This is a genomic window from Streptomyces sp. SudanB182_2057 (assembly GCF_964272715.1).
Taxonomy (GTDB): domain Bacteria; phylum Actinomycetota; class Actinomycetes; order Streptomycetales; family Streptomycetaceae; genus Streptomyces; species Streptomyces rubradiris.
In genome coordinates this window covers 2,448,296-2,467,554 of record NZ_OZ186798.1, presented here as the reverse complement: position 1 = coordinate 2,467,554, position 19,259 = coordinate 2,448,296, and the positions used below count along the sequence as shown (strand labels likewise).

Annotated in this window: 19 protein-coding genes; 10 read left to right on the top strand and 9 right to left on the bottom strand. The window is 72.6% G+C overall.

Going from position 1 to position 19,259, the window contains the following annotated elements; all coding sequences use genetic code 11:
• Positions 1 to 58: 58 nt before the first annotated feature.
• Genes ACSURM_RS10420 through ACSURM_RS10410 form a run of 3 tightly spaced genes read left to right on the top strand, consistent with a single transcriptional unit; the run spans position 59 to position 2,072 of the window.
• Entirely contained in the window at positions 59 to 964 is a 906-nt protein-coding gene (locus ACSURM_RS10420; RefSeq protein ID WP_436954725.1) for an AraC family transcriptional regulator, read from the top strand.
• Complete coding sequence (locus tag ACSURM_RS10415; protein ID WP_436954724.1) at positions 961 to 1,767, top strand: AzlC family ABC transporter permease; 807 nt, start codon at positions 961 to 963, stop codon at positions 1,765 to 1,767. Before ACSURM_RS10420 ends, ACSURM_RS10415 begins: the two co-directional genes overlap by 4 nt.
• Complete coding sequence (locus ACSURM_RS10410; protein ID WP_436954723.1) at positions 1,764 to 2,072, top strand: AzlD domain-containing protein; 309 nt, start codon at positions 1,764 to 1,766, stop codon at positions 2,070 to 2,072. Before ACSURM_RS10415 ends, ACSURM_RS10410 begins: the two co-directional genes overlap by 4 nt.
• A gap of 49 nt (positions 2,073 to 2,121) precedes the next feature.
• Here the strand turns inward: ACSURM_RS10410 and ACSURM_RS10405 are convergent, their stop codons facing one another.
• Positions 2,122 to 3,066, bottom strand: a complete 945-nt coding sequence (locus ACSURM_RS10405; protein ID WP_436954722.1) for a hypothetical protein — start codon at positions 3,064 to 3,066, stop codon at positions 2,122 to 2,124.
• Positions 3,067 to 3,145: 79 nt separating this feature from the next.
• Between ACSURM_RS10405 and ACSURM_RS10400 the strand changes: the two genes are divergently transcribed.
• From ACSURM_RS10400 to ACSURM_RS10380, 5 genes are all read left to right on the top strand, one after another.
• Positions 3,146 to 3,340 carry a DUF3046 domain-containing protein gene (locus ACSURM_RS10400; RefSeq protein ID WP_145487455.1) on the top strand — a complete coding sequence of 65 codons (195 nt, stop codon included), beginning with the start codon at positions 3,146 to 3,148 and terminating at the stop codon, positions 3,338 to 3,340.
• A 178-nt stretch (positions 3,341 to 3,518) separates the two neighbouring features.
• On the top strand, positions 3,519 to 4,769 hold the full coding sequence (locus tag ACSURM_RS10395; RefSeq protein ID WP_436961024.1) for an AI-2E family transporter: 1,251 nt from the start codon (positions 3,519 to 3,521) through the stop codon (positions 4,767 to 4,769).
• Positions 4,770 to 5,241: 472 nt separating this feature from the next.
• Positions 5,242 to 6,372 (top strand): recombinase RecA, encoded by a 1,131-nt coding sequence (gene recA / locus ACSURM_RS10390; RefSeq protein ID WP_359046595.1) that lies wholly within the window; start codon positions 5,242 to 5,244, stop codon positions 6,370 to 6,372.
• Positions 6,373 to 6,375: 3 nt separating this feature from the next.
• Positions 6,376 to 7,311, top strand: a complete 936-nt coding sequence (gene recX / locus ACSURM_RS10385) for a recombination regulator RecX (protein ID WP_436954721.1) — start codon at positions 6,376 to 6,378, stop codon at positions 7,309 to 7,311.
• A 327-nt stretch (positions 7,312 to 7,638) separates the two neighbouring features.
• Positions 7,639 to 10,167: an FtsX-like permease family protein gene (locus ACSURM_RS10380; protein WP_436954720.1), complete on the top strand. Its 2,529-nt coding sequence runs from the start codon at positions 7,639 to 7,641 to the stop codon at positions 10,165 to 10,167.
• Between the two features lie 48 nt (positions 10,168 to 10,215).
• Here the strand turns inward: ACSURM_RS10380 and ACSURM_RS10375 are convergent, their stop codons facing one another.
• The 8 genes from ACSURM_RS10375 to ACSURM_RS10340 all read right to left on the bottom strand — a co-directional run bounded on the left by ACSURM_RS10375 (position 10,216) and on the right by ACSURM_RS10340 (position 16,825).
• On the bottom strand, positions 10,216 to 10,656 hold the full coding sequence (locus ACSURM_RS10375) for a rhodanese-like domain-containing protein (RefSeq protein ID WP_436954719.1): 441 nt from the start codon (positions 10,654 to 10,656) through the stop codon (positions 10,216 to 10,218).
• Complete coding sequence (locus tag ACSURM_RS10370) at positions 10,653 to 11,192, bottom strand: cysteine dioxygenase (RefSeq protein ID WP_436954718.1); 540 nt, start codon at positions 11,190 to 11,192, stop codon at positions 10,653 to 10,655. Before ACSURM_RS10370 ends, ACSURM_RS10375 begins: the two co-directional genes overlap by 4 nt.
• Before the next feature lie 67 nt (positions 11,193 to 11,259).
• A complete protein-coding gene (locus ACSURM_RS10365; RefSeq protein ID WP_309544753.1) occupies positions 11,260 to 11,331 on the bottom strand; it encodes a putative leader peptide in 72 nt (23 codons plus the stop codon).
• Positions 11,332 to 11,660: 329 nt separating this feature from the next.
• On the bottom strand, positions 11,661 to 13,337 hold the full coding sequence (locus ACSURM_RS10360) for an FAD-dependent monooxygenase (protein ID WP_436954717.1): 1,677 nt from the start codon (positions 13,335 to 13,337) through the stop codon (positions 11,661 to 11,663).
• A 177-nt stretch (positions 13,338 to 13,514) separates the two neighbouring features.
• Positions 13,515 to 14,411, bottom strand: coding sequence for an amino acid ABC transporter permease (locus ACSURM_RS10355; protein WP_436954716.1), 897 nt, complete (start codon positions 14,409 to 14,411; stop codon positions 13,515 to 13,517).
• On the bottom strand, positions 14,408 to 15,076 hold the full coding sequence (locus ACSURM_RS10350; protein ID WP_436954715.1) for an amino acid ABC transporter permease: 669 nt from the start codon (positions 15,074 to 15,076) through the stop codon (positions 14,408 to 14,410). Before ACSURM_RS10350 ends, ACSURM_RS10355 begins: the two co-directional genes overlap by 4 nt.
• Before the next feature lie 75 nt (positions 15,077 to 15,151).
• The gene (locus ACSURM_RS10345) at positions 15,152 to 15,982 is read right to left on the bottom strand and encodes a glutamate ABC transporter substrate-binding protein (RefSeq protein WP_436954714.1); all 831 of its coding nucleotides are present in this window, start codon (positions 15,980 to 15,982) and stop codon (positions 15,152 to 15,154) included.
• Positions 15,983 to 16,048: 66 nt separating this feature from the next.
• The gene (locus ACSURM_RS10340; RefSeq protein ID WP_359046579.1) at positions 16,049 to 16,825 is read right to left on the bottom strand and encodes an amino acid ABC transporter ATP-binding protein; all 777 of its coding nucleotides are present in this window, start codon (positions 16,823 to 16,825) and stop codon (positions 16,049 to 16,051) included.
• Positions 16,826 to 17,121: 296 nt separating this feature from the next.
• Between ACSURM_RS10340 and ACSURM_RS10335 the strand changes: the two genes are divergently transcribed.
• Both ACSURM_RS10335 and ACSURM_RS10330 read left to right on the top strand, forming a co-directional pair.
• On the top strand, positions 17,122 to 17,808 hold the full coding sequence (locus ACSURM_RS10335) for a response regulator transcription factor (protein ID WP_436954713.1): 687 nt from the start codon (positions 17,122 to 17,124) through the stop codon (positions 17,806 to 17,808).
• Positions 17,809 to 17,817: 9 nt separating this feature from the next.
• Positions 17,818 to 19,248 (top strand): sensor histidine kinase, encoded by a 1,431-nt coding sequence (locus ACSURM_RS10330; protein ID WP_436954712.1) that lies wholly within the window; start codon positions 17,818 to 17,820, stop codon positions 19,246 to 19,248.
• Positions 19,249 to 19,259 lie beyond the last annotated feature (11 nt).

The following is a 19,259-nucleotide window of genomic DNA, read 5'->3' as shown; positions in this document are numbered from 1 at the left end:
GGGCGTGGGAGCCGGAAAAGGGGCGTGCGGCGGACGGGCCGGACGGGACAATGGGCGTATGGCGGGTTCCAGCGAGCGGGCACGGCACTGGCGGTATGCGGAGCTGCCCGGGGTCGACCTGCTGCGGGCCCGGTACGTCCGCAAGAACTTCATCCGGCACACCCACGAGAACTTCGTCATCGCGGCCATAGCCGACGGCGTCGAGGTCTTCCACCACCGCGGCTCGGTCGTCTCCGCGGGCGCGGGGGCGCTCGCGCTGGTCAACCCGGACACCCCGCACACCGGCCGGGCGGGAGGGCCCGAAGGCTGGCGGTACGGCGCGCTGTACCCCTCGCCCGACGTCGTCGCCGAGATCGCCGCCGAGACCACCACCCTGCGGGGCACGCCCGGCTTCGTCAGCCCGGTCCTCGACGATCCCTACGCCGCCCGTCTGGTCCACCAGGTGCTGCGCGCCACCGACGAGGGCAACGCGCTGGCCGCCGACACGCTCCTGCGGGTGGCCGTGACCAGACTGCTGCGGCTGAACGGCGGTGCGCTGCCCGAGCGGCGGACCCGGACGGCCGGTGCGCTGATCGCCGCACGCGCGCGTGCCGTGCTGGAGGAGCGGATGACCCGGCCGCCGACCCTGGAACGGCTGGCCCGCGATTTGGGGACCAGCCCGTTCGCCCTGCTGCGGGCGTTCAGCGACGCCTATGGCATGCCGCCGCACACCTGGCTGACCGACGCCCGTGTGCGCCGCGCCCGGCTGCTGCTGGACGCGGGGACGGCCCCCGCCGAGGCGGCCGTCGCCGTCGGCTTCACCGATCAGCCCCACCTCAACCGGCACTTCACCCGGATCGTCGGCGTGCCTCCGGGCGCCTACCAGCGGGGGCACGCGAACCCGGACGGACATGGGCGTGCGCCGGGCGAGCGCAAGAACGTACAAGACGCCGACCGGCCGTCGTCCGTACCGTCCCGGGCGTGACACAGCACATAGCACTCACGGAAACAACCGACGGCACGAAGAAGCCGGACGCGGCCGTCGTACGGGACGCCCTGGGGGTCGGCGTCGCGGTGGGCCTGTCCGGCTTCGCCTTCGGGGTGACCTCGGCCGGCAGCGGACTCGGGCTGCTCCAGACCTGCGCGCTCAGCCTCCTGGTGTTCACCGGCGCCTCACAGTTCGCCCTCGTCGGGGCGCTGGCCGCCGGCGGCAACCCGTTCACGGCCGCGGCCGGCGCCTTCTTCCTGGGCGTGCGCAACGCCTTCTACGGGCTGCGCCTGTCGCAGGTGCTCGCCCTCCCGCGCGCGGTACGGCCGCTGGCCGCCCAGTGGGTGATCGACGAGACCACGGCGGTGACCCTGGCGCAGCCGACCCGGCGGGCCGCGCGGATCGGCTTCACGGTCACCGGGCTCAGCCTGTACGCGCTGTGGAACCTCACCACGCTGCTCGGCGCGCTGGGGGCCGAGGCGATCGGCGACACGCGCGCGTGGGGCCTGGACGCGGCGGCACCCGCGGTGTTCCTGGCCCTGCTCGCGCCGATGCTGAAGACGGCCACCGAGCGCGCCGTGGCGGGCCTGGCGGTCCTGCTGGGCCTCGGTCTGCTCCCGGTGCTGCCGGCCGGCGTGCCGGTGCTGGTGGCGGCGCTGGCGGCGCCGCTCGCTCTCGTCGCCGAGTCCCGGCGCGGCGGCGGTGCCGGCGGGCACGCACCGGACGGTCCGCCAGGACCGGACGGCCGGCGCGCGCCGCGGGACACGGGCGGGACGAGCGGTGCGGAGGAGGGCCGGTGAACATCTGGATCGCGATCATCGGGACCGCCGTCGGCTGTTACGCCGTCAAGCTCGCCGGACTGCTCGTCCCGGCGCACGCCGTCGAGCGGCCGTACGTGCGGCGGCTGGCCGCGCTGCTGCCGGTCGCCCTGCTCGCCGCGCTCACGGCCCAGCAGACGTTCGCCGACGGGGCCACGCTCATGCTGGACGCCCGGGCCGCGGGGCTCGGCGCCGCGGCCGTGGCACTGCTGCTGCGTGCGCCGTTCCTGCTGGTCGTGGCGGCGGCCGTGGCGGTGACGGCGGGCCTGCGGGCGATCGGCGGGTGAGCCGGCCGGGCCCGGTCCGCCAGGGCGGGGCCGGGCCCGGGGCGGTGGCTCAGCCCACGAAGCGGCCGTAGGCCCGCAGGGTGCGCAGGGCCTCGATCGTCACCGCGGGGCGCGCCTCCAGCGTGGGCGCCGGGGCCCACTGCCGCCAGGTGACGGGCCAGCCCCCGTCCTCCTGCTGCCCGGCGGCCAGGTGGTCCAGGGAGCGCGCCATCTCGTCGTCCGTGAACCACGCGCGCGCGAGCGAGTCCGGGCTCCGGGCGAAGTCGTGCGGGAAGTGGTGCTCTTCGGGGGCGTAGCCGGCGGCGACCGGGAACGCGTCGAGACGGTCCGGGTCCAGCGCCGCCAGCCGCTGCTCCCGCACCAGGCGGCCCAGCCGGTCGGCGGCGGCCTGGGCTCGCGGGCGGTCGGGAGCGGAGTCCAGGAAGGCCACGGCTGCCCGCACCTCGTAGGGGTGCGACTTCTCCAGGGTCTCCACCGCCTGCCAGCAGTAGTCGGTGGCCCGGAACAGCCAGGCGTGCCACACCTCGTTGCGGTGCAGCAGCCCGACCACCGGGCCGGTGGACAGCAGCTCGCTGGGCGGGTTGTCGACGACCGTGAGGAACGGTGCCGTCGGATACCCGCGCTGGCCGGGATGGACCGCGGGCAGGGCGCCGTCCGGGGTGGAGACGGAGGTCAGATAGCGGCACACGCGCTCCACCCGCTGCCCGCCGCAGCGCCCGACGGCGTCCAGCACGCGCAGGGCGCGCGCGGTGTGCAGGGGCTGGCTGACGGGCCCGCGCAGATCGGGCTCCAGCGCGTGCCCGTACCCGCCGTCCTCGTTGCGGTACGCCTCCAGCGCCGTTTCCACGGCGTCCGGGCAGCCGTGCAGGAAGTGGTGGGCGAAGAGACGCTGCTCCAGCACGCGCGCGGTGAGCCACATGAACTGTTCGGCGCGGAAGAGCGGGGAGTGCGCCGGGGGCGTGGAGGGGAGCGGGGAGACTCCTGAATCTGCCATGGGTCAGACCGTAGGGCGGAAAGCGGTCCCGGCAGGCGCTCCGGGGCAGGCCCACCCCCGGGGGCGGGATACTGGAGTCATGCGGTTGACGGTCTTCTGGCAGCGAATGGCGGAACACTTCGGTCCGGGGTACGCCGAGACCTTCGCGCGCGATCACGTGATGTCCGAACTGGGCGGACGAACGGTGAACGAGGCGCTGGACGCGGGCTGGGCGGCCAAGGACGTGTGGCGCGTGGTCTGCGCGGTCATGGACGTGCCGGGCGAGAGGCGCTGACGGGGCCGCCCCGGGACACCGGGTGTGACACAGACCACGGGAAACGCCGGATTCGCCGGTATGCGCCGGTCGGAAAATCGACAGTACGGTTCCGATCCGCCGCGAGGAACGCGCACGGGCCCCGGTTGTCGGTGGCGTGGGCGAGACTGGGCGAGTGGCACCCACTGACGAGGAATCCCTGGCACCCACCGCCGAGGACGGCGAGCCGTCCGTCCGGCAGGCAGCACCGCCCGTGACGACCCCGCCCGGCCGCTCCCCGCTGGCCGGCGCCGTCGCGCCGGGCGGCCGGATGCCGCGCTGGCTGCCCCGCGCCATGGTGCTCGCGCTCGCGCTGATCGCCGCTTTCCAGCTGGGCAGCTGGGCCTTCCACCAGCTGACCGGACTGTTGATCAACATATTGATCGCGTTCTTCCTGGCCCTCGCGGTCGAGCCGGCGGTGAGCCGGATGGCGGCCCGTGGCATACGCAGGGGGCTCGCCACCTTCCTGGTCTTCTTCGGGCTGACCGTCGTCATAGCCGGGTTCGTCACCCTGCTCGGCTCGATGCTGGCCGGCCAGATCATCAAGATGGTCGAGGGCTTCCCGGAGTACCTCGACTCGCTGATCAACTGGACCAACCAGACCTTCCACACCGAGCTCAAACGGGTGGACATCCAGGAGGGCCTGCTCCACTCCGACTGGCTGCGCAAGTACGTGCAGAACAGCGCGGCCGGCGTCCTCGACGTGTCCACCCAGGTGCTCGGCGGGCTCTTCCAACTGCTCACGGTCGGCCTGTTCTCGTTCTACTTCGCCGCGGACGGCCCCCGGCTGCGGCGCGGGTTGTGCTCCGTCCTGCCGCCCGCGCGCCAGGCCGAGGTGCTGCGCGCCTGGGAGATCGCCGTCGACAAGACGGGTGGCTATCTCTACTCGCGCGGTCTCATGGCGCTCATCTCCGGGGTCGCGCACTACATCCTGCTGGAGATCATGGGCGTGCCGTACGCGCCCGTGCTCGGGGTCTGGGTGGGCCTGGTCTCCCAGTTCATCCCCACCATCGGGACCTACCTCGCGGGCGCGCTGCCGATGCTGATCGCGTTCACCGTCGACCCCTGGTACGCGGTGTGGGTGCTGGGCTTCGTCGTGATCTATCAGCAGTTCGAGAACTACATGCTCCAGCCCAAACTGACCGCCAAGACCGTCGACATCCACCCGGCGGTCGCCTTCGGCTCGGTCATCGCCGGCACCGCACTGCTGGGCGCGGTCGGCGCGCTGATCGCCATCCCGGCGGTGGCCACCCTCCAGGCGTTCCTCGGGGCGTACGTGAAGCGGTACGCCGTCACCGACGACCCCCGGGTGCACGGGCACCGCAGCAGGACGCCGTCCGGCCCCGGCGCGCTCACCCGCGCGCGACGCCTGTTGCCCGGCCGCCGCCCCGGCGGGCGGGCAGGAGCGTAGACGCTCGCCGCCCTGGGGGACGGGCAGGAGGGGTGCAGGACGCTCGTACGGACCGGCGTCGCGACCGTTAGTTCCGGGGTGTGCGGGGGCGGCGGCGCCCGCCCCGCCTGCTTCATGAAGATCGGAGCACGCCCGGGCCGCGGGTCTGCCACGGGCAGGTCGGAGGAGGGACTGCTGCGGCTCCGGCACCGTGGGCTCGGGGCGGTTCAGCTCGTGCTCCGCGGTGTGCCGGCGTGCTCCGCGCCGGTCTTTCGTCCTGAACCGGAGCGGCCGGCGGTCCGCTTGACACAAAAATCGAACATCCATTCTTATTGAGGCTCAGGCCAGGCTGCCGACTGGGGTATTTGCCCTGCCGTGCCAGGAAATGTCCCATAGTTATCCACAGGCGGGCCTGCGTCGGGGCGCGTTGTCAGTGGCAGGCGTTAGCGTCTTTGACGTGAAGCGATCGACTCAAGCAAACCGGGTGGAACCCATGGCAGGAACCGACCGCGAGAAGGCGCTCGACGCCGCGCTCGCGCAGATTGAACGGCAATTCGGCAAGGGCGCGGTCATGCGCATGGGCGAGCGGTCGAAGGAGCCCATCGAGGTCATCCCGACCGGCTCGACCGCGCTCGACGTCGCCCTCGGCGTGGGCGGCCTGCCGCGCGGCCGTGTCGTGGAGATCTACGGACCGGAGTCCTCCGGTAAGACGACCCTGACCCTGCACGCCGTGGCGAACGCGCAGAAGGCCGGCGGCCAGGTCGCCTTCGTGGACGCCGAGCACGCCCTCGACCCCGAGTACGCGCGCAAGCTCGGCGTCGACATCGACAACCTGATCCTCTCCCAGCCGGACAACGGCGAGCAGGCGCTGGAGATCGTGGACATGCTGGTCCGCTCCGGCGCCCTCGACCTCATCGTCATCGACTCGGTCGCCGCGCTCGTCCCGCGCGCGGAGATCGAGGGCGAGATGGGCGACAGCCACGTCGGTCTGCAGGCCCGCCTGATGAGCCAGGCGCTGCGGAAGATCACCAGCGCGCTCAACCAGTCCAAGACCACCGCCATCTTCATCAACCAGCTCCGCGAGAAGATCGGCGTGATGTTCGGCTCCCCCGAGACCACGACCGGTGGCCGGGCGCTGAAGTTCTACGCCTCGGTGCGCATCGACATCCGCCGCATCGAGACCCTGAAGGACGGCACGGAGGCGGTCGGCAACCGCACCCGCTGCAAGGTCGTCAAGAACAAGGTCGCGCCGCCCTTCAAGCAGGCCGAGTTCGACATCCTCTACGGCCAGGGCATCAGCCGCGAGGGCGGCCTGATCGACATGGGCGTGGAGCACGGCTTCGTGCGCAAGGCCGGCGCCTGGTACACGTACGAGGGCGACCAGCTCGGCCAGGGCAAGGAGAACGCGCGCAACTTCCTCAAGGACAACCCCGACCTGGCCAACGAGATCGAGAAGAAGATCAAGGAGAAGCTGGGCGTGGGTGTCCGGCCGGAGGAGCCCGCCGCCGAGCCGGGCGCCGACGCGGCGGTCGCCACCGCCGCGGCCGGGGACGCCGCCAAGTCCGCAGCCGTTCCGGCAGCCGCCAAGGCGACCAAGCCCAAGGCCGCCGCGGCCAAGAGCTGACCCGTGACACGGCGAACCGACTGGGCCGAGTACGAGTACGCCCTCCCCGGTGCCCCACGGGGGAGGGGCACCGGCGGCTACCCGGACTCCGCTCCGGCCGGTGACGACGGACACCGGGACGGCGGGTTCGGCGAGCGTGGCGAGCCCGGGAGACGCGAGCGGTACCGAGGGCGGCGGGAGTACGAGGGACCCGACGCCTACGGCAGATCCAGCTCCCACGACGGCACCGGCGGGCACGGGGACGACGGTGGCCCGGACACGGGCGACGCGGGTGGTGAGCCGTACGGGGGCGGTGCGCCGCGTGGCCGGGGCTTCGGGGGAAACGGCGGCGCGCGGGGCGGGGGCCGCGGGCGTGGCCGGCGGCGCGGTTTCGGGGACGCGCCCGGTGAGGACGAAGGCTCCCCCTCCTCGGCGAGGGACGAGCGGGGGGAGTCTTCAGGGGACCCGGCTGAGCGGGCCCGGGCGATCTGCCTGCGCCTGCTCACCGGGATCCCGCGCACCCGCAAGCAGCTCGCGGACGCCCTGCGCAAACGGGAGATCCCCGAGGACGTCGCCCAGGAGGTGCTGGACCGCTTCGAGGAGGTCGGGCTCATCGACGACGGAGCCTTCGCGGACGCCTGGGTGGAGTCCCGGCACCACGGGCGGGGTCTCGCCCGCCGCGCCCTCGCCCGGGAACTGCGGACCAAGGGCGTCGACTCGGCGCTGATCGAGGACGCCGTCGCCCAGCTCGACTCCGAGCAGGAGGAGGCGACCGCCCGGGAACTCGTCGCCCGCAAGCTGCGTGCCACCCGGGGCCTGGACCGCGACAAGCGGCTCCGCCGCCTCGCGGGCATGCTCGCCCGCAAGGGCTACCCCGAGGGCATGGCCCTCCGCGTCGTCCGCCAGGCGCTGGAGGAAGAGGGAGAGGACACCGAGTTCCTGGGGGACGGGGACTTCTGAGCCAGGGGACGGACCGGCGTCCTCGGGAGCACGGGGCCTGTTGATCGCTCGGGGATGCGGGGGCTACCCCTGATCGGCGTGGGCGTGGGCGTGGGCGTGGGCGTGGGCGTCGGCGTCGGCGTGGGTGCCGACGTGGCTGTCCGGTCGGTGTGGCTGTCGGCGTCGGCCGGGGTGGGGCTAACCCCCGCCCCGCGAGGGTGGGGTGCCCCCTGCCGAGACGCCGGGTCGCCGGAGTGCTCTCCCGCCCCCTGAGCGGTGACTCTGTTACGCGCGCCCCGCGCACGCGACCGACGCGTGCGCGCGTACAACAGAAGAGAGCCCGTCCCCATGATGCTGCGATACGCCCTGCGGACCGTCCGGGCCCGGAAGGCCGGTTTTCTCGGCGCCTTCCTCGCCCTGATGTGCGCCGCGGCACTGATCACCGCGTGCGGCACGCTCCTCGACACCGGCCTGCGGGGCGCCATCCGTACCGAGCGCTATGCCGCCGCGCCCATCGTGGTCAGCGCGGACCAGCAGGTGCACCGGACCACCGTCAAGCACAAGCACGGCAAGACCAAGGTCAAACACAAGGCGAAGCCCATCGCCGAGCGCGCCTGGCTTCCCGCCCAGCTGCGCGACAGGCTCGCCCGCACCCCCGGCGTGGCCCGGGTCGTCCCCGAACTCACCTTCCTCGCCCAGCCGTCGACCCCGGCCGGCACCGGCGGCCGTCCCGGCTACGGCCACGCCTGGGACTCCGCCGCGCTCACCCCGTACCGGCTGACCACGGGCCGCGCGCCCACGGCCTCCGGTGACCTCGTCATCGACGCCGATCTCGCCGCACGGGCCCGGCTCCGGCCCGGCGACCGGCTCACCGTGCAGTCCACGCGGGCCCCGCGGAGCTACCGCATCACCGGTATCGCCACCCCGGCCACCCCCGTGCGCCACCAGACCTCCCTGTTCTTCACCGCCGCCGAGGCCCGCCGGCTGGCCGCGCACCCCGGGCAGGTCACCGCGTTCGGCGTGCTGCCGGACCAGGGGGCGGACCCCGAGCGGGTGCGCCAGGCCGTGGCGCGGGCGCTGCACGGCACCACGGCCCGGGTCGGCACCGGCGACGCCCGCGGACCCGTCGAGTTCCTGGACGCGGCCGCCGCCCGCACCCGGCTGATCAGCATGGGCGCGGCGATGGGCGGCACCTCGCTGCTGGTGGCGGTGCTGGTGGTCGTCGGCACCTTCGCGCTCACCGTCCAGCAGCGCCACCGTGAACTGGCCCTGCTCCGGGCCATCGCCGCCACCTCCGGGCAGATCCGCGGGCTGCTCGGCCGGGAGGCGCTGATCGTCGGCGCGGCGGCGGGCGCGGCCGGCGCGCTGCTCGGACTGCCGCTGGGCGGCTGGCTGTTCTCCCGGTTCGTCGCGCTGGGCGCCGTACCCGACACGCTCGAACCGGCCGTCGGTGTCCTCCCGCCCGTCGTGGCGCTCGCCGCCACCCTGCTCGCCGCCTGGGCGGCGGCCCGGATCGCCGGCCGCAGGATCGCCCGGATCCGCCCGGCCGAGGCCCTGGCCGAAGCCAGGACCGAGCCCACCCGGCCCGCCCTCGGCCGGATCGCCGCCGGGCTGCTGCTCCTGGCCGGGGGAGTCGTCCTCGTCATCGTCCTCGCCTCCCTGCGCACCGAGCCCGCCTCCACCCCCGTGACCTTCCTCGCCGTCGTCGTCCTGTCCACCTCCGTGGCCCTGCTCGGTCCGCTCCTGGTCAGGGCCGGCGCGCTGCTGCTGGCCGGCCCCCTCCGGCTCACCGGGCACGGCGGCCGGCTCGCCACCGCCAACCTGCGCGGCAACGCCGCCCGCATGGCCTCCGTCGTCACCCCGCTGACCCTGCTCGTCGGCATGACCTGCACCGTCCTGTTCGTCCAGGCCACCCTGGGGGACGCCGCCCGTACCCAGGTCCGCGAAGGCGTCCGGGCCGACTGGGTCGTGGCCGCGCAGGGGCCCGGCGTCCCCGGCGAGGCCGCCGAGCGACTGCGCGCACGGCACGACACGGTCACCGAGGTGGTCCGCACCACCGTTCGCGTCGGCCTGGACAAGTACCCCGCGCAGGGCGTCACCCCGGCGGGCCTGACCCGCACCTGGGACCCCGAGGTCACCGCCGGCTCCCTCGGCCGGCTCGGCCCCGGCACCGTAGCCGTCAGCGAAGTGGCCGCCGACCAGCGGCATCTGTCGCCGGGCAGCACCCTGGAAGTCACGCTCGGCGACGGCACACCCGCCACGCTCACCGTCGCCGCCGTCTACGCCAAGGGTCTCGGCTTCGGCGACCTCACCTTCGACCACGACCTCGTGGCCCGCCACGTCGACAACCCGCTCGCCTCCTCCGTCCTCGTCAGCACGAGCCGTACACAGGGAGAACTGTCGGCTACCCTCCGTGAGTTCCCGGGTGTGCGGGTTCTTTCGCCGGCCGCCGCCGATGCCCTCCAGGCCGACCAGCAGCGGACGAACGCGGAGGTCAACTACCTCGCCATGGGGCTGGTACTGGCCTTCACCGCCATCGCCGTCGGCAACACGCTCGCCATGTCGGTCGCCGAACGGGTACGGGAGTTCGCGCTGCTCCGCCTCGCCGGCGCGACCCGGCGGCAGGTCCTGCGCATGCTGCGCACCGAGACGCTGTCCGTACTGTTCCTCGCCACCTTCCTCGGCAGCGGGATCGCCCTCGCCGTGCTCACCGCCTTCAGCCTCGGCATGACGGGCCGGGCCGCGCCCACGGTCACCCCGCTGCTCTACGTCGCCGTCGTCGGGTTCGCCGGTGTTCTCGCGCTGGTGGCCAGTGCCGTGCCGGGGCGCACGGCGCTGCGGGTGCGGGCGGTGACGGTCGCCACGGCGAGGGAGTGACACCGGTGGCCGTGGCGCGTACCCATGTCCGCAGCGCCTGTGCTGTCCTCAGGCCGCCGCCGGCTCCACCGGCAGGCCCTCCGCCCGCCACGCCTGGAAACCGCCCACCAGGTCCGTCGCCCGGTGCAGGCCCAGCTGGTGGAGGGAGGCGGCGGCGAGGCTGGAGGCGTACCCCTCGTTGCAGATCACCACGATGCGCAGGTCGTGGCCGGTGGTCTCGGGCAGACGGTGGCTGCCCTGCGGATCGAGGCGCCACTCCAGCTCGTTGCGCTCGACCACGACGGCACCCGGGATGAGTCCGTCCCGTTCGCGCAGGGCCGCGTACCGGATGTCGACCAGCAGCGCGTCACCGACGAGAGCCGCCTTGTGCGCCTCCCGCGCCTCGATGCGCCGGTAGCCCGCGCGGACCCGCTCCAGCAGCTCGTCGATGCCGGGGGGCCGTTCGCCGGTCGTTCCGGTTGCCGTCGGCTGTTCGCCGGTGCCGCTCACTGCCAGTCCTCCGGGCGTTCGACCTGCTCCAGGCGCAGGACCTGGCCGGTGCGGCTGTAACGACGGATGTGGGGGAGCGGCGGGTAGTAGGCGTGGACGGAGATCGCGTGTCGCTCCGTGGACTCGTTGAGCACCTCGTGCACATGGTGGCGGCCGAAGCCGCGGCCCTGTCCGGCGGGCAGCCGGCGTACGCGGTCCACTCCGTCGGTGAGTTCCAGGGTCTTCCAGCCGTCGGTGGGCAGCCGGGCGGCGAGGGAGTTCTCGGTCAGCTCGCCCGAGGCGGTGAGGAAGGCGCCGACCGAGTCGGCGTGGTCGTGCCAGCCGGTGCCGGTGCCGGGCGGCCAGCCGATCAGCCATGCCTCGCTGCCGCCGGGCCCCTTGAGCCGCACCCAGGTGCGGCCCTCCGGATCGAGCGGGAGGGAGGCGATCAGCTCGGCGTCGGCCGCCGTACGCCGGACGAAGTCGAGGAGGTCCGCCTGCGTGGGCGGCGTGGCCGCGGTGGACACGGACGCGGGCAGGGGGGAGGGGACAGACACGGGCACCGTCCTGGAAGTTCGCGGAAACGGGCGCGCGACGGCGCCCGGTGAGAAAAGGGAGGCGAATTCAGCAGGACGGGCGACACACGCAGCCCGCGTAGCGGACGAGGTCCATATGGACCCTCCGCCACAGGCGCACGTAGGTGTCGGTCACGATCGGGAGTACAGCATGCCGGCCCACCTTGGTCAACCGAGTGTCACCCCGTGGACGGAGAGCGGGAGCGTGCAATCGGCGCAGGCCGGAGGCGGACACCACCCGCGCAGCGCCCGGCGCGGCCGGAGGCCGGGCACCTTCGTGCGCGCCTGGCGCGGGCCGGGTTCGGAAGTCTTCGTTCGTGCCTGGGGCGGGCCGGGGTAGGGCTCCTTCGTGTGCGCCTGGGCGGGCCGTGCTTGGGCACCTTCGTGCGCGCCTGGGGCGGGGCGGACCGCCCCGGAGCCGGGCCCCTCCCGGCCGCCCCGAGCGGAGCGTCAGCGCAGGCCCGAGCCCGCTTCCGCCGTCGCCGCCCGCTCACTCATCGGCTGCTCCGTCTGCTCCCGCTCCGGCTCCCGCGCCTCTTCCGCCCCCGGCTCCGCCTCCGGTGCCGAGCCTCCCAGCGTGGCCTCCGCCGCCGTGTACAGGTCGGCGGGGCGGACCCCGCTCAGCGCGGTGACCAGGTGGCCGTCGGGGCGTACCAGCAGCACGCTGTGCGCCGGCGCGCCCGGGTAGCTCTCGGCGACCAGCAGCTCGGCGGGGTGCGGGAGCGCGGTCACGGCCGCCGCGAGCCGGGGCATCACGCCGGCGGACACCCAGTGCTTGCGGTCCCACACCCCCGTACCCGGCGCGATCAGTACGACCAGCAGCGCGCCGCGGCCGAGCCGGTCCCGCAGCTGGACGAAGGAGCCGTCCTCGGCCGTGACCCGGACGTCGGTCACCTGGGCGCCGGGCGGGGTGTCGACGGGGATCGCCGCCTCCAGGTGCCGGGGCATGAGCGGCGAGCCGGCGTGGCCGCCGGACGCGCCCAGCGCACCGCGCCCCAGGTGGCCGTCGGTGAACTGCGCGTCCTGCCCGCGCGCCGCGCCCGGGACGATGCCGCGCAGCCCGCCGCCGCGCAGCACCGGCAGCGCCTGGTCGGCGGCGCGCAGCCGGGCGGCGACCACCGCGCGCCGCTCGGTCTGGTAGCTGTCCAGCAGGGCCTCGTGCGGGCCGTGGTGCCAGGCCGTGGCCAGCTTCCAGGCGAGGTTGTCGGCGTCCCGCAGGCCCTCGTCGAGCCCCTGGGTGCCGAACGCGCCGAGCAGATGGGCCGCGTCCCCGGCGAGGAAGACCCGGCCGGCGCGCCACCGGCGGGCCAGCCGGTGGTGCACCGTGTGGACACCGGTGTCGAGCAGGTCGTACGCCGGTGCGTCACTGCCCGTCCAGCCCGTGAGCGTCTCGCGGACGCGGGTCAGCAGGAGCTCGGGCGTGACCAGGTCCTTGCCCGGCGGCAGCAGCCAGTCCAGGCGCCAGGCGCCGTCCGGGAGGGGGCGGGCGGTCACCTCCCCGGCCGAGGGCCCGGACGACCGCCACGGCGGCATCCGGTGGAGCAACGCCTGACCTTCCCAGGGAAGTTCCGTCCGCAGTGCGGCGACCGCGTGCCGTTCCACCGCCGTGCGGCCGGGAAAGCGGATGTCCTGGAGCTTGCGCACGGTCGAGCGGGGGCCGTCGCAGCCGACCAGGTAACTGCCGCGCCACCAGGTCGCCTTCGGGCCGCGGGTGTGCGCGGTGACACCGTCCCGTTCCTGTTCGACGGCGTCCAGGCGGCTGTCGGTGGCCACCTCGGCCAGCGGTTCGCCGGCGAGGGCGGCGCGCAGGGCGTTCGTCACGATGTGCTGGGCGATGTGCAGGGGGGCGGCGGGGTCGTCCTCGGCGAAGGTGATCTCGGTCATCACCTGCTTGCGCCTGACGGACCGCCATCCGGCCCAGCGCACTCCGTGGTCGCCGAGCGCCACCCCGGTCAGCCGTTCCAGCAGGGCGGCCGTGTCCTCGCGCAGGACGACGGTGCGGGCCGGGCGGGGTTCTTCCTTGCCGGGGCCCTCGTCCAGGACGACGACGGGCACGTGCTGACGGGTCAGCAGCAGGGCGAGCGCGAGTCCGACGGGTCCCGCTCCGACGATGATCACCGGGTCCATGGTGCGACGCCCCCTGCCCGTGACGATGCCCTGACGGAGACAAGTGAACAGGAAGGAGGAGCGGGGTGCACGATCACAAAACGTATGCAACCTATTGGCAGAGTTCGCGTCAAGCGACCGGGGGCAGTGGCGATCATGCCGCTGCCCCCGGGTGGTGCGTTCGGGTCTGACTTTCCGTCAGGCCGAGGTTCCGGTGCCCGCGTGGCCCGGGATCTCGGTCGTCTTGTCGACGCTCAGCACCGCGCCGGTCGACTTCTTGCGCCGCCGCAGCCGGCCCTCCAGCCAGCTCGCGAAGGTGGTCAGCGAGAAGTTGATGATCAGGTAGATCACGGCGACGATCGTGAAGGAGGCGATCGTGTTGGCGCCGTAGTAGCCGCTCATGGTGCTCGCCGAGGCGAGCAGTTCGGGGAAGGTGAGGACGGCGCCGCCGAGTGCGGTGTCCTTCACGATGACCACCAGCTGGCTGACGATCGCGGGGAGCATCGCGGTGACCGCCTGCGGCAGCAGGACGACCCGCATCACCTGTCCCTTGCGCAGACCGATCGCCATGGCCGCCTCGGACTGACCTTTCGGCAGCGAGAGGATGCCCGCGCGGACGATCTCGGCCAGGACGGACGCGTTGTACAGCACCAGGCCGGTGACGACCGCGTAGATCGGCCGGTCGTCCGAGCTGACGTCGGTGTACTGGGAGAAGAGCGCCAGACCGAAGATCATCAGGACCAGGACGGGGATCGCGCGGAAGAACTCCACGACGACCGCCGCCGGCACCCGCACCCACACGTGGTCCGACAGCCGGGCGATGCCGAGGACGGCGCCCAGGGGCAGCGCGATGACCATCGACAGCGCCGCCGCCTTCAGCGTGTTCTCCAGGCCGGGCCATATGTACGTCGAGTACGCCTCGGTGCCGCCACCGAGATAGGGCTTCCACAGCGCCCAGTCCAGCTGGTGCTTCTCGTCCAGTGAGGTGTACACCCACCACACCAGGGCCGCGAACGCGACGAGGAAGACCACCGTGTAGAGGATGTTGCGCCGCTTGGCGCGCGGCCCCTGGGCGTCGTACAGGACCGAAGTCATCGCTTCACCGCCACCTTCTTGCCCACCCAGCCGAGGATCAGGCCGGTCGGCAGGGTCAGGCAGCAGAAGCCGAAGGCGATGATCGCGGAGATCAGCAGCAACTGCGCCTCCTTCTCGACCATGTCCTTCATCACCAGTGCCGCCTCGGCGACGCCGATCGCCGACGCCACTGTCGTGTTCTTCGTCAACGCGATGAGTACGTTGGCCAGCGGGCCGACGGCCGCGCGGAACGCCTGCGGCAGCACGACCAGGAACAGCACCTGGGTGAAGTTCAGGCCGATGGCGCGCGCGGCCTCCGCCTGGCCGACCGGCACCGTGTTGATGCCGGAGCGGATCGCCTCGCACACGAAGGCCGACGTGTAGACGATCAGTCCGAGGACGGCCAGCCGGAAGTTGGCCGTGTCCACGATGTCGCCGGCGCCGAGCTTGATCCCCAGCGTCTGGTACAGGCCGAGCGAGGAGAACAGGATGATCACCGTGAGCGGGATGTTCCGCACGGTGTTCACGTAGGCGGTGCCGAAGCCGCGCATCAACGGCACCGGGCCCACCCGCATGGCCGCCAGCAGGGTGCCCCAGATCAGGGAGCCCACGGCGGACAACAGGGTGAGCTGCACCGTCGTCCAGAAGGCGCCCAATACGTCGTAGTCGTCAAGAAAGTCGAACACGTTCTCCCGCGCTTCCGCGTGTAGGAATGCCCGGGTGCGCCGCCCTCAGGGACGGCGCACCCGCCGGGCGTTGCCTCAGCTCTTGATGTCGCCGATCTTCGGGGCGGGCTCGTTCTTGTAGCCGGCCGGACCGAGGTTCGTGTCCACGGCCTTCTGCCAGGAGCCGTCGGAGACCATCGCCTCAAGGGCCTTGTTGATCTTGTCCTTGAGGTCGCTGCCCTTCTTGACACCGATGCCGATGTTCTCATTCGTCAGCTTCAGGTTGCCGAGCTTGAACTTGCCCCGGAACTGGGACTGCGAGGCGTAGCCGGCGAGGATCGAGTCGTCCGTGGTCAGGGCGTCGATCGCCTTGTTCTGGAGACCGGTCAGACAGGCGGAGTACGTCGGGTACTTCTGGAGCTGCGCCTTGGGGGCCAGCTTCTCCTTGACGTTCAGTGCCGAGGTGGAGCCGGTGACCGAGCACAGCCGCGCCTTGTTCAGGTCCTGCGCCGACTTGATGGAGGTGTCGTCCGCGCGGACCAGCACGTCCTGGTGGGCCAGCAGGTACGGGCCGGCGAAGTCGACCGACTTCTGGCGCTCCGGGGTGATGGAGTAGGAGGCGACGATGAAGTCGACGTCACCGCGCTGGAGCATGGTCTCGCGGTCGGCGCTCTTCGACTCCGTCCACTCGATCTGGTCCTCCTTGTAGCCGAGCTTCTTGGCGACATAGGTGGCCACGTCGACATCGAAACCCGAGTAACCCTTCGGCGTCTTCTGGCCGATGCCCGGCTGGTCGAACTTGATGCCGATGGTGATCTTCTTGCCACCGCCGGAGCCCTTGTCGTCCTTGTCGCCGCCGCACGCGGTGGCGGCCACGGACAGGGAGAGGAGGACGGCCGAGGCGGCGGTGACCTTGCGGAGCTTCATCGTGAACATCCTTCTGAGTGGTGAGGAACGAGTCCCTGGGGCGCGGGCGGCGCCGGGCCGTGCCGGTCAGTGGTGCAGGATCTTGGACAGGAAGTCCTTGGCCCGGTCGCTGCGCGGGTTGCTGAAGAACTGGTCGGGTGAGGATTGTTCGACGATCCGACCGTCCGCCATGAAGACGACCCGGTTCGCGGCCGACCGCGCGAAACCCATCTCGTGGGTGACGACGATCATCGTCATGCCCTCGCGCGCGAGCTGCTGCATGACCTCCAGGACCTCGTTGATCATCTCGGGGTCGAGCGCGGAGGTCGGCTCGTCGAACAGCATGACCTTCGGGTCCATCGCCAGCGCCCGCGCGATCGCCACCCGCTGCTGCTGACCGCCGGACAACTGGGCGGGGTACTTGTCGGCCTGGGTGCCCACGCCGACCCGGTCCAGCAGCGCCCGGGCCTTCTCCTCGGCCTTCTTCTTGTCCGCCTTGCGGACCTTGACCTGACCCAGCATCACGTTCTCGAGCACGGTCTTGTGCGCGAACAGGTTGAACGACTGGAACACCATCCCGACGTCCGCCCGCAGCCGGGCCAGCTCCCGGCCCTCGTGCGGCAGGGGCTTGCCGTCGATCGTGATCGCGCCCGAGTCGATCGTCTCCAGGCGGTTGATGGTGCGGCACAGCGTCGACTTACCGGACCCGGAGGGCCCGATGACCACGACGACCTCGCCGCGGGCGATCGTCAGGTCGATGTCCTGGAGCACGTGCAACGCGCCGAAGTGCTTGTTGACGCTCTTCAGGACGACCAGTTCGTCGGACGCGGCCACGTCTTCCTTGGCCACCGTTACTTTGGTCATCGCTCTCGGGCTCCGTCCTCCTCGGGTTTCCGAGGACAGTAGTGAGGCGCTGTGACCTGCGTCATCACATCTGAGGGAGATCTGAGCATCACGATCCGGTAGCAATCGGACACGTGTCGTAGCACTTAGGGCCGGCGCGCGTATCGGCCGGATAACGGAAGGGGCGGGCAACCCGAACCCCCTTGACGCCGTCCTCTTCCATCGGCGTCACTGCCATGGTGCACGCGCGCGTGCCCGTGATCTACAAGACCGACGGAAACCGAGAGCGTACGACCGCTGAACCGGAGGGGGCCTGAATGAGACTGCTGCTCGTCGAGGACGACAACCACGTCGCCGCGGCCCTGTCCGCCGTCCTCGCGCGCCACGGCTTCCAGGTCACCCACGCGCGCAGCGGCGAGGAGGCCCTCCAGGCACTCGTCCCCGAGGGCAACGGCTTCGGCGTCGTCCTGCTCGACCTCGGCCTGCCCGACCAGGACGGCTACGAGGTCTGCGGCAAGATCCGCAAGCGCACCAGCACCCCGGTGATCATGGTGACCGCCCGCGCCGACGTACGCTCCCGCATCCACGGCCTCAACCTGGGCGCCGACGACTACGTGGTCAAGCCGTACGACACCGGGGAACTGCTCGCCCGGATACACGCCGTCAGCCGCCGCACCGTCCCGGAGGACCCCGTCAGCGCCGGTGAGAGCGCCCTGCTGCTCGGCCCCGTCCGGATCGAACTGCCCACCCGCCAGGTCAGCGTGGACGGCGCGCTGGTCCAGCTGACCCGCAAGGAGTTCGACCTGCTCGCCCTGCTCGCGCAGCGGCCCGGCGTGGTCTTCCGGCGGGAGCAGATCATCAGCGAGGTCTGGCGCACCAGTTGGGAGGGCACCGGCCGCACCCTGGAGGTGCACGTCGCCTCCCTGCGCGGCAAACTGCGCCAGCCCGCGCTGATCGAGACCGTACGCGGCGTCGGCTACCGGCTCGTCGCCCCGGCCGCCTAGCGGGGACGGGTGCGCACACGCCTCCTCCCGCTGCTCATCGTGCTGCTGGCGGCCGTCCTGCTCGCGCTCGGCATCCCGCTCGCCGGCAGCCTCGCCGCCGCCCAGCAGCAACGGGTCGTGGTCGACCGGATGGACGACGCGGCCCGGTTCGCCGCGCTCGCCCAGTTCGTCACCGACGGACCAGGCGGATCGCGCCGCACCACCACCGACGAGCGCCGGGCGAGTCTGCGCAGCGAACTGGAGAGCTACTACGACGTCTACGGCATACGCGCGGGCGTCTTCTACCGCAAGGGTACGGAGGCGATGGCCAACGCGCCCGGCGACTGGTTCGTCCCGCGCGCGGGTGAGGTACGCCGGGCGTTCGACGAGGCGCTGCTCAGCCGGCGCAGCCACGATCCGCCGCAGGCGTGGCCCTGGCAGCACAGCCGGCTCGTCGTCGCCTCACCGGTGATCCGGGACGGGGACGTCGTCGCCGTCGTGGTCACCGACTCGCCCACCGAGCAGCTGCGTTCGCGGATCCTGCACGGCTGGCTGGTCATAGGCGCCGGGGAGATCGCGGCCATGCTGCTCGCGGTCGGCGCCGCGCTCCGGCTGACCGGCTGGGTGCTCAAGCCGGTCAGGGTCCTGGACGCCACCACGCACGACATCGCCACCGGGCGGCTCAAGTCCCGCGTCGCGGTGGCCGGCGGGCCGCCGGAACTCAGACGGCTGGCCCGATCGTTCAACGAGATGGCGCACAACGTCGAGGCCGTGCTGGAGCAGCAGCGCGCCTTCGTCGCCGACGCCTCGCACCAGTTGCGCAACCCGCTCGCGGCGCTGCTGCTGCGCATCGAACTGCTCGCCCTCGAACTCCCCGAGAACCACGCCGAGATCGCCTCGGTCCGCACCGAGGGCAAGCGCCTCGCGCAGGTCCTGGACGACCTGCTCGACCTGGCGCTGGCCGAGCACGCCGAGGCCGACCTGGGGCTGACCGACATCGGCGCGCTGGCCGGGGAGCGGGTGGCCGCCTGGGCACCGGCCGCCGGGGCCAAGGGCGTGCGCCTGACCGGGAACTGCCCGCCCACCACCGCCTGGGCCGACCCGATCGCCCTGTCCAGCGCCCTGGACGCGGTGATCGACAACGCCGTGAAGTTCACCCCCGAGGGCGGCACGGTCGAGGTCGCCGTCTCCGCCGACGGCCACACCACCACGGTCGTCGTCACGGACACCGGGCCCGGCCTCACCGACGAGGAACTCGCGCGCGTGGGCGACCGGTTCTGGCGCAGCGGCCGGCACCAGAACGTCAAGGGCTCGGGCCTGGGCCTGTCCATCACCCGCGCCCTGCTCGCGGCGGGCGGCGGCTCGGTCGACTTCGCCCACCACGAGCCACGCGGACTCCGCGTCACCGTCAGCGTGCCACGGCACCCACCGGCCACCGAGCCGGCTCCGGGCGCCCGCTAGGACTTGTCCGG

What these genes read in the sequence shown, in the direction of transcription:
- ACSURM_RS10420 (WP_436954725.1), top strand. Translation starts at nt 59, where the DNA reads ATGGCGGGTTCCAGCGAGCGGGCACGGCACTGGCGGTATGCGGAGCTG.
- ACSURM_RS10405 (WP_436954722.1), bottom strand. Translation starts at nt 3,066, where the DNA reads ATGGCAGATTCAGGAGTCTCCCCGCTCCCCTCCACGCCCCCGGCGCAC.
- ACSURM_RS10400 (WP_145487455.1), top strand. Translation starts at nt 3,146, where the DNA reads ATGCGGTTGACGGTCTTCTGGCAGCGAATGGCGGAACACTTCGGTCCG.
- recA (WP_359046595.1), top strand. Translation starts at nt 5,242, where the DNA reads ATGGCAGGAACCGACCGCGAGAAGGCGCTCGACGCCGCGCTCGCGCAG.
- ACSURM_RS10380 (WP_436954720.1), top strand. Translation starts at nt 7,639, where the DNA reads ATGATGCTGCGATACGCCCTGCGGACCGTCCGGGCCCGGAAGGCCGGT.
- ACSURM_RS10360 (WP_436954717.1), bottom strand. Translation starts at nt 13,337, where the DNA reads ATGGACCCGGTGATCATCGTCGGAGCGGGACCCGTCGGACTCGCGCTC.
- ACSURM_RS10355 (WP_436954716.1), bottom strand. Translation starts at nt 14,411, where the DNA reads ATGACTTCGGTCCTGTACGACGCCCAGGGGCCGCGCGCCAAGCGGCGC.
- ACSURM_RS10345 (WP_436954714.1), bottom strand. Translation starts at nt 15,982, where the DNA reads ATGAAGCTCCGCAAGGTCACCGCCGCCTCGGCCGTCCTCCTCTCCCTG.
- ACSURM_RS10340 (WP_359046579.1), bottom strand. Translation starts at nt 16,825, where the DNA reads ATGACCAAAGTAACGGTGGCCAAGGAAGACGTGGCCGCGTCCGACGAA.
- ACSURM_RS10335 (WP_436954713.1), top strand. Translation starts at nt 17,122, where the DNA reads ATGAGACTGCTGCTCGTCGAGGACGACAACCACGTCGCCGCGGCCCTG.